Origin of the sequence: Alicyclobacillus herbarius DSM 13609, from assembly GCF_000430585.1 — a bacterium.
Classification (GTDB): Bacteria; Bacillota; Bacilli; order Alicyclobacillales; family Alicyclobacillaceae; genus Alicyclobacillus_G; species Alicyclobacillus_G herbarius.
The window spans coordinates 161,305-177,780 of record NZ_AUMH01000004.1 but is presented as its reverse complement, the minus strand read 5'-3'; the positions used below and the strand labels follow the sequence as shown (position 1 = coordinate 177,780).

Sequence of the window (16,476 nt, the reverse complement as noted above, 5' to 3'; positions counted from 1 at the left end):
CGCCGAATGCTCGCGTACAAGTGCGCATGGTATGGATCAACGCTGACGGTCGTGCCGCGCTTTTACGCGAGCAGTAAGACATGCTCCGTATGCGGGCATGTGTTGGACGAGTTGCCGCTTTCGGTGCGCGAATGGACGTGTCCAACGTGCAACACGCACCACGACCGTGACGTGAATGCGGCTCGGAATCTTTTGAAGTTCAGTACCGCGAGTTCCGTGGGAATTCACGCCTGTGGAGAGTCCTCTGGCGGGGCGGCGACACGCCGCTAGTCATGGCTCATCGAAGCAGGAAGCGACGAGTGGATATTTGTCTATGAATCGCAGAACGGGTCCCGATGGCGCGCAACCTGGTCCGCGCCGGGTTTGACGTACGGGCGTACAACCGCACACCGAAGGACGTGGACCTCGGCGGCGGTCGCCTCTGCGGATCCATCCAGGAGGCGGTCGACGGGTGCGACGTGGTCATACTGATGGTCTCAGACGCAGAGGCGGTGCGGCAGGTGCTGTTTGGCCCGGATGGGGTGGTGAGCGCGGTACCCAGAGGCACGCTCATCGTCAACCAAAGCACCATTGGTGTCGACGAAACACAAAGCATCGCCGAGCAGCTGGCGGAGGCCGGGCTGGAACTGATGGACGCTCCCGTATCGGGGTCTGTCCGACCGGCGGAACAGGGGCAGCTAGTGGTGCTGGCCGGCGGGAGCACGGAGGCGTTTTCCCGCATGCAGCCGGTGTTTGCGGCCCTTGCCAAGCGGGCCTTTCACTTCGGCCCGGTGGGCAGCGGGGCGGCGATGAAACTGTTGGTCAACGCGTACCTGGGCGTCGTGGTGGAAGCGGCCGGCGAGTGCCTGGTGGCGGCCGAGGCGGCGGGCCTCGGGCGGCAGGCATTCCTCGAGGTGCTATCGGAGACGGGCATGTGGTCGGGCATCCTGGCGATGAAGCGGCCGCTGTGGGCGGCGAATGATTACCCGGCGGCGTTTGCGCTCAAACACATGCGCAAGGACCTGCGCCTGATGGACGCCTACCTGCGTGACCTGAAGCAGCGCGGGGCGTCGATTCGGGCGGCATTGTCCGCGTACGACGACGCGTTTGCCGCCGGGTTGGCGGATGTGGACATGGCGGCCGTCATTCAGGCGCTGCAAAAGTAAGGTCGGGGTTTGGAGGAAGGGAAACGGAACATTTGTTGAAGCGATGGATGAGTCCGCTGGCTTTGTACTTTGAGTCGGAAGTCTTGCTCAGCACGGGCATCGGGTTGGTCACGTACGCGCAACCGTTTTTGTTCGCGCATGGCGGCATGTCGGATGCCCAGATTGGCCTTCTCTTTGGTGTCAATTCGTTCGCAGGCGGCGTGGCCGCGTTTGTGCTTGGCTCCATCACGGACTGGTTCGGGGTGTCTCGCGTTTGGAAGGCGGCCACGCTGGGCATAGGGATTGGCTACCTGTTGCTTGGCTTTTGGGGTGGGTTTGTGCCTTGGCTGGCTGCATCCACTGTGGCTGGGGCGGCAGCAGGCCTGCTCATGGCTACCGAGAACGTGGTGCTCAGTTCGCTCACCCCGCGCGGTAACAAAGCGGCGGTGCTGAGCCGTTTTGTAGCCTTATACATGGCGGCGATTGGCGCCGGTATGGTGTTGGGCGGGGTGTTGGGCGCGCGCGTCGGGTACCCGGTGACAGTGCTCATTGGTGCTGCGTTGGCGCTGGCGGCGCCCTGTATCCGCGTCTGGGTCAAGGCGCCGGACGCCAAGGCGGACAAGGCGCTGCGTCGGCCGTCCCTGCGGCTGGCCCGGATGTCCGTTTACTCGTTTGGCCTCGGGGCGGCAGTCGGGATTTTCACGCCGTTTGCCACGCTTGTGTTGAAGCAGCGGTTTGCCCTCGGTGACGTCTGGGTCGCCGTCATCTCCGCGGCCGGGACGTTCTCCGTCTCGGCGACGTCCTATCTCGTCAGCCGAGCGGTAGAGCGCTGGCGACGGGAGCGGGTGGTGGCTGCCACCATGGCGGTGGCGGGTGTCAGCAGTCTGGGGCTGGCCGGGGCAGGGGGAGCAGTCCCCTTTGCCGTACTGTACTTGTTGCGATCCGCCTTTGCCTCGGCACCGGGCCCGGTGGTGGACGCGATGTTCTTGGAGCGGACGCCGCCTACAGAGCACGGCCAAATGTTTGGGCTGCGCGTGTTTGCCAACACGCTCGGCAACGCCGTCGCCTCAGCCTGCGGCGGTTGGCTGCTAAATCATGGGCAGTTGTGGCTGGCTCTATGCGTCTCGACGGCCTTGTTTGCCGCCACCTATGGCTACCTGCGCCTACTTTGACGGAGCATCGACGACCGACTCGGTAAGCCGGCTGCTGCCTCACCGCCGATGTAGGCTTGTTGTCATGGTTCCTAATTTCATCTTGTTGAAAGGACGTACACTACCGGATGGCGGTTGCCGGCAAGTGGGCGGTCGCGGTTGTGTGTTCGGCGGCCGTATTTGGCCTCGCGGGCCGCGTTGCCTGGGCCGCAGGCGGGTCGCCTCCGCCGGTGGGGACCACCATACCTTTTCCTGTGGTTCCCCTGGCAACTTCCCAACAAGTGCGCGGCATCAGATTTTACAGGCTTTCGAAGAAATCCTCGACAAGCTTCGGTATCTTGCGCGCTTGGGATATCGTATCATAGTTGCAAGAGGGGTTGACGGCGGCTCGGCCAGCCGAGGGCGACCACGCCGGACGGCATGGCGAGAGCGGGTCTGATGAGAGACAGAACAGGCCGCACTGGGGGACTTAAGTGGAAGGGGTCGCCAACACGACATGAACGGTATCGGTCGCTCGATGGGAAGAGAAAGAACAACGAGGAACGACGGCCGTAAGATGACCATCAGCCAATCGCTGCGGTTTGGATTTGTCGGAGCGCTGAACACTGCGGTCGATATGGGCACCTTTTTCGCACTGGTCCGCATCGGTCACTGGCATGCCCCCAGTGCCCAAGGAATTTCCTATACTTGCAGCATTTGCAATAGTTATCTATGGAATCGGTATTTGACTTTTCGTCGCCGCAATCTGCCCAACGCGCTCGAACTTTTTCGGTTTATCGCGATGAACGGCGTCTCCTACGGAGTGTCCGAAGGGCTTTTATGGGTGTTACAACAAGACGCGTGGCCGCTCTTGGACATCAAAGTCACCATCTCTTTCGCCGCCTCGCTGCTCAATTTCATCGGCAGCAAGTGGTGGGTGTTTCGCGGCCGTTCGGCACAGTGACGCGAGGTCGGCGGAAAATCGGCAGGGGGTAAAAAGGTTGAGCGTCTGGGTCTGGGTGCTCACTTTGGTACTGGTTGCATGGCTGTATCTCTTGCTCGCGCACGGCGGCTATTGGCGGGCGGACGTAGAGTTGCCGTCACAGAACAATTCGTCCGGGCGTGCGAGCCCTAGGAGTGCACCAAGGGCCGTGGCGGACGACTCTTTCGCAGACGATTCCGCAGCAGCATATCCTGTGGCAGACTATCGTGCGACACACTATCGTGCGGCAGATTCCCCCGCAGAAGGCCGCCCCGCGGAAGACTATCCCCCGGTTTGTGTCATCGTCCCAGCCCGCAATGAGGCCGACATCCTGCCCAGGTCACTGCCCGCTTTGCTGCAGCAGGATTACCCGGGGCCGTTACGTGTGCTGCTCGTCGACGACCAAAGCGAAGACGGGACGGCCAAGGTAGCGATGGAGGCCGCCGCGGCGTGCGGAAGGTCGACACGGTTGACCATTTTGCGAGCGGATCGACTGCCGAAAGGTTGGGCGGGAAAGGTCTGGGCGATGCAGCAGGGGTTTTTGGCCTCAACACCCCAGGACACGTTCCTTTTGTTCACCGATGCGGACATCTGGCATCCCGAAGCTTCCGTGCGCGCGTTGGTTGACAAGGCGCGGATGGACAAGCTGGATTTGGTCTCGCGCATGGTACGCCTGCGCGCGGACACCTTTTGGGAGAAGCTGCTCATTCCGGCATTCGTGCTGTTTTTCGCGAAGCTGTATCCGTTTCGGCGTGTCAACAATCCCGATGCACGCACGGCCGCCGCGGCGGGGGGCTGTATTTTGGTGCGGCGGGCCTGCCTGGCCGAGGCGGGGCTTGAACCCATCCGCGGGGCCTTGATTGACGACTGCGCCCTGGCCCGTTACGTCAAGCGTCGCGGCGGACGGATTTGGCTGGGGCTAGGGCCGGACGTGCTGAGTTTGCGAGCGTATCCGCGACTGCGGGACATCTGGCGTATGGTCGCTCGCTCGGCCTTTGTCCAGCTGCGTTATTCCGGGCTCTTGCTGTTGGGGACGGTATGCGGGATGGTGTTTTTGTACCTTTTGGCGCCGGTGAGCCTGTTGGTTGCAGCGCTTGAGGTGGGGGCCGGAGGGGGCGGCCCAGGGCAGGCCGTTTGGGCATTGGTGCTGGCCGCATCCGCGACGCTGTTGATAAGCGTATCGTTTTGCCCGATGCTGCGCTGGTATGGGGTATCATGCGCGTTTGCGCCCTTGCTGCCGCTCGCCGCTTTCCTTTATACGGCAATGACGGTGGATTCGGCACGGCGCTTCTGGTTTGGCGGCCGTGATATGTGGAAAGGACGGCCGTTTGTTCGACAGGCGTAAGCGTTCGAAATGTACAGGATGTGCGTTGCTTCTCGAATTTGCGGATGTGTATTATATAAACCAAGGCTACCTCGGCTTTAGCCATGGGGAGGAAGTCAAGGTTGTTGTGCCTACCCCCCTTTCTGGGCACGTAAATAAAGGAGTATGTTCAAGATGTTGTCTCGTATTCATCATTCCGTATCATTTCTACCGTTTTTGGCGCCTGCGGGTGCCTTGGCTGGGCAGACGGGAGCGGCTTCGGAATCGACCGCAGCCCAGCCGAAGGGTGCAGTTCGGCTCGGCCAGCAGGGGCTTGCGGAGCGGGCGCGGCTGCGCATCGTCTGTCCGGACAAGCCGGGGATTGTGGCTGCCGTATCCCAGTTTTTGTTTGCTGAAGGGGCGAACATTGTCCAATCGGATCAATACAGTACGCACCCGGACGCGGGCCGGTTCTTCCTGCGCGTGGAGTTTGACAAGCCGGGGATTGCCGAGGAGTTGGCGGGTCTTAAGGCGCGTTTTGTCGAGGTGGCGAATCGATTCAACATGCAATGGGAGGTCGCGCTGGCCGCGGTGCCGAAGCGCATGGTAATCTTTGTCTCGCGCGAGCTGCACTGTCTGACCGAACTGCTGTGGCGCTGGCAGATGGGCGAGCTGTTCGCCGATATTCGCGCCATTGTCAGCAATCACCCGGACGCAGCCGAGGTGGCCCATCAGTACGAGATCCCGTTTTATCATATTCCGGTCAGCCGTGAGACGAAAGCGGAGGCGGAGGCAAAGGCCCAGGAGGTGCTGAGCGAGCACGGCGCCGATGTCGTCGTCTTGGCTCGTTACATGCAGATCCTTTCACCCCAGTTTGTCCAGGCCTGGCCAGGGCGCATCATCAACATCCACCACTCGTTCCTGCCCGCCTTCATCGGCCGCAACCCGTATCAGCGGGCGTATGACCGTGGCGTGAAGCTGATTGGCGCCACCGCCCACTACGTCACCGAAGAATTGGATGAAGGTCCAATAATCGAACAGGACGTCGAGCGGGTGGATCACCGGATGAACGCGGACGACCTCAAACGCATCGGTCGTCACATCGAGCGCACCGTATTGGCGCGGGCGGTGCAGTGGCATCTGGAAGACCGTATCCTGCTGCACGGGAATAAAACCATCGTCTTTCGTTAATCCCCTTTGGTCCCGACTCGAAGAAAATGCGCGGCCTGTCGTGGGCATCCCGGTATGATTTGGCTCACAGCAATTTGCTCTGAGCGGAGATACGATGAAGCCAGGTATTCGGTGCCCACGGCATCCGGCCGGGGGACTGAGGGGGATACATTGATGTCGAATCGACGAATTGTCGAACTGGATGTCCGCGAGATGCTCCGCAATAAACAGGAGCCGTTTCAAAAGATTATGGGCACGGTCTCCGAGCTGGGCGCAGAGGACGTGTTTGAACTGCACGCCACTTTCCGTCCGGATCCCCTGATTCGGGTGTTGGGTAAACAGGGCTACAGGGCCGCGGTGGTCCAACTGGAGCACGAGCACTACGTGGTGCAGTTCTACCGTACGGAGGACGAGTTTCCTTGGTTCCATCTCGACAACCGGGGCCTTGAGCCACCGCAACCGATGATCCGCACGCTTGAGTTTCTCGACAACCAGGCGGCGTGTCAGGAAGGGACACTGGGGTTGGAAATCTGGAACGAGCGGGTGCCGGTGTTCCTGTTGCCGGAACTGGAGGATCGCGGGTTTGCCTTTACGATTGACGACTCGGATCTTGCGGAAGGTACGGTGCGGATTCAGATTCGCCGGCCGGCCGACGGGGAGGCGTAAGCCATGTCCACCGTGGCTGCGGTACCCCCTCTGCAAGGGGTGAATACGGCCCAATCCCCGCCCTTCACGCTGCCCATCCGCTACATGCTGTTGGGCGTCTGCGGGTTTCTGGCATTCGCCCTTGACCTGGCCGCCCAATCGCTGCACCTGGCGACGGCCGGTCCGTTTGCGGGCGGCGGCCCTGCGTTAACCCACCTGCTGACCCTGGCCTCCTTGTTGGCGTTTGTCATGGGGGCGGTGTATCAACTGTCGACGGTGGCGTTTTTGATCTCCATCCGTGGCGAGCGGCTGGCGCGCGCGAACTTCTGGCTCTACACCGCGAGCATCGCGGTGTTGATTGGCTCGATGGCGGGGCACTCGCAGATGGGGATGCTGTTGGGCGGCGCCGGCGCCCTGGTAGCGTTATACGTGTACGGGGGCATCATGCTGGCGACTTTGGCGGGCACAAAGGTGCGGGGCGTCATGCAAGGGTTTGTGTTATCCGCCCACGCCTACTTGATTCTCGCCGTCACAGCAGCTTGGCTGCGCATCGTTGCCTACACGTGGACGCCGCTGTCCCCGTTTGGGCTGAAACTTTTGGCGACCCACATCTTGTTGTTTGTTGGCGGGTTCTTCACGTTCCTCATCATGGGCTTTAGCTTCAAGCTCCTGCCGATGTTTACCTTGGCCCACGGGTTCCCCACGTGGCGGCAGAAGTGGACGCTCGGGTTGGCCCATTTGGCGATTTGGCTGTTGGGCGCGGGCATCTGGTCGGGGCGTACCGTGTGCTTGTGGTTGGGCGCAGTGGCTGGCCTGGCGGCTTTCGTCAACCACCTGTTGGATGTGCGAGGCATCTTAAAGCACCGCATGCGTAAACGCCTGGAGTCGCCGATTCAAGGCGTAACCGCAGCTGGGTTTGCGGCTTTGTTGGCGATTGGCCTGTTGCTTTTGCAATTGGCGTGGCGCCGCGGCATCCCAGGCTGGGAAGGGGCGGCCAGTCTGTACCTGCTCGGGTGGATCGCGTTGACCATCATGGGCTATGCGTACAAAATCATTCCCTTTCTCATTTGGACCGAGCGTTACAGCGCTCGCGCCGCGCGCAAAAAGCCGACCGTAGGTTCGGCAGCCGCTAAGCCGGCCGCAGGCCAAGACCCAACGGCCGCCACGGGTAAGTCGACCAGCGGCGGACGCCTTCCGGCCAGCGTCCCCCGCAAGACGCCGTTAATCGCAGACCTCATCAACTTACGCCTGTCTCGTTGGGTGCTTGCGGGCGCTGCGCTCGGGCTCGTGTTGGTCACGGCCGGATTGACCGTACCGTTTGGGGCCTCTACGGTTGTGGGGTGTCTCTTGTTGGCGTGTGCGGTGCTCGTGTTTGTCTACCAGATGCTGCGAGTCATCCATCCGAGTCAAGTGGTAAAGGAGTTGACTGGCCGTGATTAACTTGGACGAGGTGCGGGAGCAGTTAAAGCAAGTGTATGATCCGGAGATAGGCATCAACGTTGTGGACTTGGGGCTTATCTATAAATTAGAGGAACCGGAAGAAGGGACGCTTCACATCGAAATGACCATGACGACGCCGGGATGTCCGGCGCACGAGACGCTGCGGGATGCCGTGGAATGGGCTGCGGCGCAGGTGTTTGGGGTCGGACTGGTCAAGGTCGATGTAGTTTGGGATCCACCCTGGTCTCCAGAAAGGATGTCCGAGGAAGCGCGCTCGCAACTGTTCTTCTAAGGACCTCCCAGGTCGGCGATGGGCGTCTGACGGGAACCGCGGCGGACGCCCTCATTCATGCACCTCAATGCCTTGCCTGCGCAGTTCGGCAATCGCTTCCGTCAGCAGGCTTTCATCCTCACATTCCACCGTGTGCAGGTGGTGACCGTCCGTCAAACTCGACAGCAGTGTCGCCCCAGACTCTTCAACCTGGCGTAGGAACAATTCGACATCGCGGCGTGAAGACAACCTGAGCGACCCGCGCAGTTCCCCGTACAGGGGGTGTTCGACGAGCACGTCGACGACCCGAATGCCATAGTCGACCAGCGTGAATAGCTCAGCCCGCGTCAATTCCGGCGGGTGGTTGACCGCTAAGACGTGGCGCATCGGCCGCCCCAGGCGCGATTCGAGGAAGTACCCGCGCGGAGTCGATACGATTTCCTGACCCTGCGCCCGTAGCAATGCAATCTCATGCACTACGACTTGGCGCGTCACGCCCAACATGCTGGCCAGGTCCGATCCGGTCACCGGTCGTCGGCTGTCTCGGAGAATCTGGACAATTTGCGCCTGGCGGTCTTGTCGTTCTCCCATCCGAACTTTCCTCTCCTTATACGCCCTTCTGTGATTCTTTCCCCGACATCCCCTGCTGGCAGCAGACGAGTTGCACGCGTGCCTCTTCTCAAAAACATGGATCTCTCCAACACCGATTTCTCCGGTAAGCACCGCACCTGTATTGTAGCACAGCGTTCCCTCTTTTCTTCCGCAAGGTCCCTGCCCTAGATGCCTGTCCACGCGCTTGCGCCGCCTGCGCATAGGTTGAAGACAAGTCGGTCTGGAAAGGGGGGACAAGGTTATGCGGCAGGGTGTTCCGTTGACCCATGTCCGCACAGGCGCCCGGCGTCCGCTGGACGAGGTGACGCACGCAGCAACCAGCAGCGACTACGGATGGACCTCGCAGAATTGGTCTGGCTACGCGATTTCCGGCGACAGCGGGAGTTTTACATCGATTGTCGGCAACTGGAGCGTGCCCGAGGTGAAGGCATCGGGTGCGGGGGAACCCGGCTCCGGCGGGGGCGGATGGTGGCAGCGTCTGCTGCGCTGGCTGTGTCTGTGGCTCGGATGCGAGACCGGATGGGCACCGGATACGTACTCGGCCACCTGGATTGGCATTGACGGGTTTACCGATACCCAGTTGATTCAGGTGGGCACGGCCCAGAACGTCATCGCAGGGCAGGCTCAGTACTACGCCTGGTGGGAAATTCTCCCCAGTCCGGAGACGGTGATTCCGCCCGCTGCGTACCCCGTGCAGCCGGGTGACCAGATGACGGCTACCATTACCCGCCAGGAGGACGGGCGCTGGCGCATCTCGCTGTGGAATCAAAGCCAGGGCTGGGTGTTTGTCCGTTCCAATTTATCGTACGACGGCCCCTTGATGTCCGCCGAATGGATTGAGGAGGCGCCAGAGGTCGACGGCCAGTTGGCAACTTTGGCTGACTTTGGGTCGGTGACCTTTACCGGCTGCAGCGTCAATGGTTCCCCAGTTCGCCTCCAGCCCGCCAACGCGGGCGCGATGGTACAGGGGGGAGAGGTTGTGGCGGTACCGTCGGTACCCGCAAAGACCGGGGATGCATTCACGATAGCCTACGGCAGCCAGTCGCCGTCGCCACCTGGAGCGTAAGACAATATCGCCAGACTTGGCCTTCTTGGCCAGGTCTGGCGACGGGGTTTCTGCAACGGCGAGGTGGCGGTCGGGCCTCTGTTGTGGCTAGGTCAGCCGGGCGTCAGCCCTGCGAATTGTGGGCTGCCACTAGCAAACTTGGATGGAGTTTTGCTAGAATTGGTTGATGTCACAACACGTCATCAATTCGGTTTTGGGGAGTGGTCGTCATGGCAAAGCGCGTCGTCGTCACGGGTGGCAGCGGTCTGTTAGGGCCGTGGGTGATTCGCGAGTTTCTGGAACACGGATATGATGTGGTCAACATCGACACGCGGCACCCGAAGGAGGCCCTCTGTCGGACAATTATTGCGGATCTGGCGCAGCTGGGAGACGCGGTTGACGTCCTCGAAGGGGCGGACGCATTGGTTCACCTGGCGGCGATTCCGGCGGCGGGCCTGCGGCCGAATGAGTTTACGTTTCGCAACAATGTCCTTTCTACCTATAATGTTCTGGCGGCCGCGTCTTACCTGGGTATCCAGAAGGCCGTCATTACTTCCAGCGAATCTTCGTATGGTCTCGTCTTCGCTTTACACCCGTTTTCCCCGCAGTACGTGCCTGTGGACGAAGACCACCCACAGCTGCCCCAGGACAGCTATGGGTTGTCGAAGGTGGTCAACGAACAGACGGCCGATATGTTTCACCGTCGGACCGGGATGCAGATTGTCTCCTTCCGTTTGGGCAATGTGATTTCCCCGGAAATGTACGCCAACTTTCCCTCATTCATCCGGAACCCGCGCGAGCGCGAGCGGATTCTCTGGAGTTACATTGACACCCGCGACGCGGCGACTGCCTACAGGCTGGCGGTAGAAGCGGAGGGTCTGGGTTGTGTTCGCTTGAACATTGCCGCGGACGAGACGAGCATGGACATCCCAAGCCGCGAGCTGTTGGCGGTGAGCTACCCGGACGTATCCGATTTTCGGGCGCCTCTGGATGGGTATGAGACGTTGTTGGACAACCGTCGCGCCAAACAACTCCTCGGTTGGCAGCCGGTGCACCGGTGGCGTACATACGTGAACGCATAGTCTGTGAGTGGCGCATCTCACGGCGTGTGCTTGCATGGCCCGCAGCGGAAACTCGGCTGCGGGCTGATTTGTACAGGGTGCGCGTAGGAGGTAATAGACCATTACACTTTCCAGAGGACAACGGGTGAGGATATTAAAGGATTCACGGGTTACGTCGATCGTATCGAGCAGGGTTTTTATCAATATGCGCGGCAGACCCAGAGCTTTAGCTCTCGGGATATAAGGCGCTCGCCGTTAGGCTCCCCCTCAGTATCGTGCTTGTCGTCCCTTGATACACAGGACGAAACTGGAACACCTGCTTCAGTACCATCTCGGGCGAAATGCGCGCTTTTCCGGGTGGCTCCTCCACAAAATCTCAACATTTTCTCCACAATGTCCACATAGCATCCATCACTCGCGGAATCTCGGTTGGTAGAATAAAAGTATCTTTGCTATGGATTTGGGGTTATCCATTGTCGAAGAGACAGGTGAAGAGAGACATAAACACGGACTGTTTATGCCGTCCAGCGGGGGTAACCAACCAAAGGCTTGACAGGCCATTCATGGGGTGACTCTACAGCAGGAGGGTTGTTTGTCATGATCTCCAAATTTTCATGTGCGCGTGGACACGGTCACATCCCGGAACGGATGGAGCGGCTGCCGATGACACGGTTCACGGGCATGGTCGTGCTTTTGGCCGGTCTGGCGTGGTTCATCGAGTCGCTGAGCATCGGATCTCTCGGGGTTGCGCTCGATCCGCTTAAACAAGTGATGCACTTGACGGCGGGCCAGGTCGGGGTGTTGACGGCGGCGTCCACCTTTGGCATCGTGCTCGGCCTGATACCGGCTGGCTTTTTAGCGGACAAGTTCGGCCGCAAACAGATGCTGGTTTGGGGCATCATCGAGTACAGCCTGTTTACGCTGCTTTGCGCGTTCAGCCCCAACTACGGGGTGCTGCTGCTGTTTCGGTTTCTGTCTGGCTTCGGGATGGGTGCGGTGTTTCCACTGCCGTACGCGATTGTCAGCGAGTTTGTGCCGAGCACGCGGCGAGCCTGGTTCAACGGCCTGTTGGACGCCTGCTTATCGGTCGGGTATTTCATCGCGCCACTCCTGGGCCTCGTAATTTTGCCGCGTTTCGACCTAGCGCTGTCATGGCGTGTGTTTTTTGCCGTATCGGCATTGCCGATTCTGTACGCGTATGTGATTCACCGCTTTTTGCCGGAATCCCCGCGCTGGCTGGCGCGCAAGGGTCGGCTTGCGGAAGCGGAGGCGTTGATGCAGTCGATTGAGGAACGGGTTCAACGCCTTACCGGCCGGCCGCTGCCCAGTCCGGTCCCGTTGGCGGAGGATAAGGACGAAGAAGTGCCGGCAAAAGCGGTCCCCGCGTCGAATGCGGCCGGGATTCTGGCACCCTGGCGGCCGCCCTTCCTGCGGCGCACGGTGGCACGCGCGGCGGCGGCGGTGGGGACATTCTTTATGTTCTACATCGTCATGACCTACATGCCCACCTTATTTGTTTCACAGGGACTGTCGTTTGCCCACTCGCTTGAGTTTACCGCCATTATCACGGCCGCGGCCATCCCCGGCAAGCTGATCAACGGGTGGCTGGCGGAGCGCCTGGGGCGCAAGTGGGTGTACGTCCTGTTCATGGGTGTGGCCGGGATAGCATCGCTCTTCTTCGGGCTCGCCAGTTCGCCGGTGGGGATGGTGGTGTTTGCCTGCGTGATGTCCTTGTTTGGCACCGGGGCGTTCCCCGCGTTGAAGATGTCTTACGCGGAACAGTACCCAACCCACCTGCGGACGACCGGCGCCGCAACCGTGGAGACTTTGGGGCGGTTTTTCGGCGGTGTGGTCGGATCGTACGTGATGCCCGTGATCTTACAGTCGGCCGGGATGGCCGTCGGGTTTTACATCGTCGCTGGCGTGGCCTTCGCGGCATTGGTGATTGAGTTGGTGCTGGCGCCGGAGACCAAGGCGCTCACGCTGGAGCAGGTGGAGGCACGCTTGGTGCACTAGAGGCGGTTTCGCGTGCAAGGAGGTCGCAGGTTTTGGCGCAAAAGAAGGTTCACTTGTATGAAATCGACCTGATGCGCGCGTTTATCATGCTCGGCGTCTTGTCAGTGCACACCGTCACGATTTACATGTCGCGCCTGACCGATTGGACCGCTCCGTTTTTATCGGTCGGTGCGGTGCACTCGTCGATGCACTTTACGCGCGAATCGTTCATGTTTATCACCGGGTTGGTGTTGTTTATCACGTACTACCACAGGCCGTTCAGCACCCTGAAGTTTTGGTGGAAACGGCTGACCCTGATTGCGGTGCCGTACGTGGTCTGGAATATCGCCTATATTCTCTATGCTCACAACTACGGCCACGGTTTCGAGGCCTTTCTGGCGAAGCTCGGGCATTCGCTCAAAGTCGGAGACCAGGGCTATGTTTACTACGTGCTGGTGTCCATTCAATTTTACATCGTCTTCCCGATTCTTCTTTACGGCCTGCGGAAACTGGAGCGTTGGCATGTGCACATCTTCATCGGCAGCTTTGTCTTTCAGTTGGCGCTGACGGCGTTCTACCACTATTGGTTGCCCAACATCGACTACCAGCATCAGTGGCCGTACCTAATTGCGCGTATCACAGCCCGCTATGGCACCTTCGTCTTAACATACCAGTTCTGGTTCGTGGCGGGCGGAATTCTGGCTTGTCACTATGAACGCGTGAAGGCGTACGTCAAATCGCATGTGGCGCTGTTGCGCTGGCTGTTGGTTATCGGCGTGCTGGCGATGTGGGCGCAGTACTTCTTTGAACGGTTTGTCCTCGGTTATTCAGATTCGCGGGCGGAGTTGGCCGAGACCCCGCTTATGGCTCCGTACGCTTTGATTGTCACGCTCAACATGTGGCAGTTGGGCATGGCCTGGGCAGAGCGGCGCACGCGGCCAGGCTGGCAGCCGTTTAGCCGGTTTGTGATGCTCGCCTCGTCGACCTCGTTCGGGATCTTCTTGTTTCAGCCGTTCCCGCTTGACCTTTTGTGGCACATCGTGCCGCATTTGCACACCCCGAGCTGGGTGACGTACGGATCGGTCCCGTTTGCGGTTTTGTTTGTGTACTTCTCTGGCATGCTGGTCGCCTACCTGATAGGCAAGGTGCCGTATTTGGCGTACTGTGTCGGCCGCAAAGTGAAGTGGCCGGTGCGCAAGCCCGAGGCGGCGAACACCGTTTCGCCGAGCGCCTGACGGCGCCGTCAGCGCTGTGGGTGATGAGCACCTGCCCATCGTGATTGAGAGCCGTACCATCGGGAGAATGCGAAAGGAGTCCAAAGTGATGTCCCAGTTGATTGAACGTTTGTTTGCCGCGCCGTTCCCTGGGGAAAGCCCGTGCCTCCACTTTGCCGGTCGCTGGCACACACGGCGTGAGGTGTTTCAGGAAGCCGAGCGGTTGGCTGTGCAGCTGGCCGCCGCTGGCGTAAAGCCCGGGCAGCGGGTCGTGCTGGGGGTGCCGAATTCTACGCTGTTTGCCGTGACCTGGTTGGCCCTCATTCGCCTCGGCGCTGTGGCGGCTCCCTGCAACCCGGAGATGCCTGTGGCGGAGCTTACGGTGTTCTTCGAGCGGTGTCAGGCGGCGGCTGCGGTGCTCCGGCCTGAACAGTGGCAAGTGCTTGGGGAGAGGGGGGGTGTTCCGGACAGCCTTGAGCAGGTCTGGCTGACTGATGATGTGGCCGATCCACAGCCTTCGCGACGGTTGGTCAAGCAAGACGGCGGACGATGGGTGGAAGCCCCGCTGCCGGTGGACCAGGCCCCGAAGGCTGCGAACACCGGGGTCCTCGCGCCAGTTTCCGCCGTATCCGACGAGGCACAGGGGGTGCTGCTCTACACCTCGGGCACCACGGGCGCCCCGAAGGCGGTCGCTTTGCGCCACCGGCACCTGTTGGCCACCGCGAACAACGTCATCCTCTCGCACCGTTTAACCCAGGATGACGTGACCTACTGCTTCCTGCCGATGTTTCACATCAACGCGCAGGTCATCGCTTTTCTATCGACCCTGCTCTCCGGCGGGCGCATCATCCTTGCCCCCCGGTTCAGCGCGTCCTCGTTCTGGCCGACGGTGGAGGAGTTTGGGGTGACCTGGGTGTCGGCGGTTCCAACCATCATCGCGATTCTGTTGAAAAAGCCGCGCCCCGAGCGGATTCCGGACAGCCTGCGCTTCGTCCGGTCCGCCTCCGCTCCGCTGCCGGTGCTGGACGCGAAGCGGTTTGAGCGGGAGTTTGGCATCCCCATCATCCAGTCCTACGGAATGACCGAAGCCGCCAGCCAAATCTGCGTCAATCCCTTACCGCCCGGAGAGCGGCGACTGGGATCGGTCGGGAGGCCGGTGGGGCTGGAACTGCAGGTGGTGGATGAGGCGAATCGCCCCTTGCCTCCAGGGCAAACAGGGGAAATCGTCATCCGCGGGGCCAGCGTGATTGAGGCGTACGAGGGTCTGGACAGCCCGAAAGACTTTGCCGGCGGCTGGTTCCACACGGGTGACCTCGGCTACCAGGACGAGGATGGCTACGTGTACCTCACAGGCCGCAAGAAAGAGATGATTAACCGTGCGGGGGAGAAGGTCAGCCCGTATGAGGTCGAGGACGTCATTCGGGAACACCCGCGAGTGCGCCAGGTCGGCGTCATCGGCCTGCCGGATCGCCTGTACGGAGAAAGGGTGACGGCGTGTGTCGTGACCGATGCCGCCCCATCCGAACGAGAGCGGGTTGCAAGCGAAATCCTTGAGCTCTGCCAGTCTTCGTTGTCGCGCTACAAGTGGCCGGCGGAAATCCGGTTTGTCGACACGATTCCGGTCGGCCCAACGGGGAAGGTGCAGCGGACGCGACTGAAGCAGGAGTTGATGGAGACGATGCGGGTTCCGGTGGCCAAAGAGAGGAGGTCCATGCCGTGAATACGGCCGCACTGACGCTGCCGGAGCGGGCGAGAAAACCCCGCTCGCGCGGGCTCACCATATTGATTGATAATGGTGTACCTTTTCGCCACTTTCAGGACGTCATCGAGAGCTTTGACGGGTTCATCGACTTTGTCAAATTTGGTTGGGGTACATCCGTCATCACCAAGCACCTGACCGAGAAGATCCGCACGCTGGATGAACACGAGATTGGCTGGTTCTTCGGTGGGACGCTGTTTGAAAAGCACCTCCATCAGGGAAAATTGGCGGACTACCGGCGCTATTTGCACCGCTACGGGTGCCGCTACGTCGAGATTTCCAATGGGACCATTGACCTGTCGAACAGGGACAAGGCCCGTTATATCCGGGAGTTTTCCGACGAGTTTACGGTCTTCAGCGAGGTTGGCTACAAGGACGGGGAGAAGTCCATTCGCCTCTCACCGGCGCGCTGGATTGCGTACATCCAGGAGGACTTGGCTGCCGGCGCCGCCAAGGTCATCACAGAGGCGCGAGAGAGTGGCACCAGCGGCATCTGCCGCAGCAACGGCGAGGTCCGCTACGGATTGATTGAAGAGATTGCTGACTCAGGCATCGACCTCGACCGGGTGGTGTTTGAGGCGCCGAACAAAACCTTGCAGACCTACTTCATTCACTCGTTCGGCGCCAACGTGAACCTGGCCAATGTGGCTTTTGATGATGCTGTCGCGCTGGAGACGCTGCGTCTGGGTCTGCGTTCGGACACCTTATTGCGGTTTTCCTGATGG

The 16,476-nt window shown here is 60.5% G+C and carries 16 protein-coding genes; 15 read left to right on the top strand and 1 reads right to left on the bottom strand.

Going from position 1 to position 16,476, the window contains the following annotated elements:
* The 9 genes from H522_RS20935 to H522_RS0104375 form a co-directional block, all read left to right on the top strand.
* Positions 1-270, top strand: a 270-nt coding sequence (locus tag H522_RS20935; RefSeq protein WP_155836175.1) for a zinc ribbon domain-containing protein, incomplete at its 5' end; no start/stop codon positions are given.
* Positions 271-335: 65 nt separating this feature from the next.
* A complete protein-coding gene (locus tag H522_RS0104410) occupies positions 336-1,145 on the top strand; it encodes an NAD(P)-dependent oxidoreductase (RefSeq protein ID WP_051343867.1) in 810 nt (269 codons plus the stop codon).
* Positions 1,146-1,177: 32 nt separating this feature from the next.
* Positions 1,178-2,296 carry an MFS transporter gene (locus tag H522_RS0104405; protein WP_155836173.1) on the top strand — a complete coding sequence of 373 codons (1,119 nt, stop codon included), beginning with the start codon at positions 1,178-1,180 and terminating at the stop codon, positions 2,294-2,296.
* 475 nt (positions 2,297-2,771) lie between these two features.
* A complete protein-coding gene (locus H522_RS0104400; protein ID WP_081411864.1) occupies positions 2,772-3,218 on the top strand; it encodes a GtrA family protein in 447 nt (148 codons plus the stop codon).
* Positions 3,219-3,255: 37 nt separating this feature from the next.
* Positions 3,256-4,581, top strand: coding sequence for a glycosyltransferase (locus H522_RS17560; RefSeq protein ID WP_035452515.1), 1,326 nt, complete (start codon positions 3,256-3,258; stop codon positions 4,579-4,581).
* Positions 4,582-4,734: 153 nt separating this feature from the next.
* Entirely contained in the window at positions 4,735-5,730 is a 996-nt protein-coding gene (gene purU / locus H522_RS17555) for a formyltetrahydrofolate deformylase (protein WP_081411863.1), read from the top strand.
* Positions 5,731-5,883: 153 nt separating this feature from the next.
* On the top strand, positions 5,884-6,375 hold the full coding sequence (locus H522_RS0104385) for a DUF2249 domain-containing protein (RefSeq protein WP_035452512.1): 492 nt from the start codon (positions 5,884-5,886) through the stop codon (positions 6,373-6,375).
* Between the two features lie 3 nt (positions 6,376-6,378).
* Positions 6,379-7,794, top strand: a complete 1,416-nt coding sequence (locus H522_RS0104380) for a hypothetical protein (protein WP_026961372.1) — start codon at positions 6,379-6,381, stop codon at positions 7,792-7,794.
* 1 nt (position 7,795) lies between these two features.
* Positions 7,796-8,086 (top strand): metal-sulfur cluster assembly factor, encoded by a 291-nt coding sequence (locus H522_RS0104375; protein ID WP_425386995.1) that lies wholly within the window; start codon positions 7,796-7,798, stop codon positions 8,084-8,086.
* A gap of 51 nt (positions 8,087-8,137) precedes the next feature.
* Here the strand turns inward: H522_RS0104375 and H522_RS0104370 are convergent, their stop codons facing one another.
* Positions 8,138-8,656 (bottom strand): transcription repressor NadR, encoded by a 519-nt coding sequence (locus tag H522_RS0104370; RefSeq protein ID WP_026961370.1) that lies wholly within the window; start codon positions 8,654-8,656, stop codon positions 8,138-8,140.
* A gap of 262 nt (positions 8,657-8,918) precedes the next feature.
* On the opposite strand from H522_RS0104370, the gene H522_RS17550 reads away from it, so the two are divergent.
* From H522_RS17550 to H522_RS0104340, 6 genes are all read left to right on the top strand, one after another.
* The gene (locus H522_RS17550; protein ID WP_051343865.1) at positions 8,919-9,743 is read left to right on the top strand and encodes a G1 family glutamic endopeptidase; all 825 of its coding nucleotides are present in this window, start codon (positions 8,919-8,921) and stop codon (positions 9,741-9,743) included.
* Positions 9,744-9,952: 209 nt separating this feature from the next.
* Positions 9,953-10,804 (top strand): NAD-dependent epimerase/dehydratase family protein, encoded by an 852-nt coding sequence (locus H522_RS0104360; protein WP_026961369.1) that lies wholly within the window; start codon positions 9,953-9,955, stop codon positions 10,802-10,804.
* Positions 10,805-11,380: 576 nt separating this feature from the next.
* Entirely contained in the window at positions 11,381-12,799 is a 1,419-nt protein-coding gene (locus H522_RS0104355; protein ID WP_051343863.1) for an MFS transporter, read from the top strand.
* Positions 12,800-12,831: 32 nt separating this feature from the next.
* The gene (locus tag H522_RS0104350) at positions 12,832-14,013 is read left to right on the top strand and encodes an acyltransferase (protein ID WP_026961367.1); all 1,182 of its coding nucleotides are present in this window, start codon (positions 12,832-12,834) and stop codon (positions 14,011-14,013) included.
* A gap of 88 nt (positions 14,014-14,101) precedes the next feature.
* Positions 14,102-15,712, top strand: coding sequence for an AMP-binding protein (locus H522_RS0104345; protein ID WP_026961366.1), 1,611 nt, complete (start codon positions 14,102-14,104; stop codon positions 15,710-15,712).
* Positions 15,709-16,473 (top strand): phosphosulfolactate synthase, encoded by a 765-nt coding sequence (locus H522_RS0104340; protein WP_026961365.1) that lies wholly within the window; start codon positions 15,709-15,711, stop codon positions 16,471-16,473. The genes H522_RS0104345 and H522_RS0104340 overlap by 4 nt, the downstream gene beginning before the upstream one ends.
* Positions 16,474-16,476: the final 3 nt, after the last annotated feature.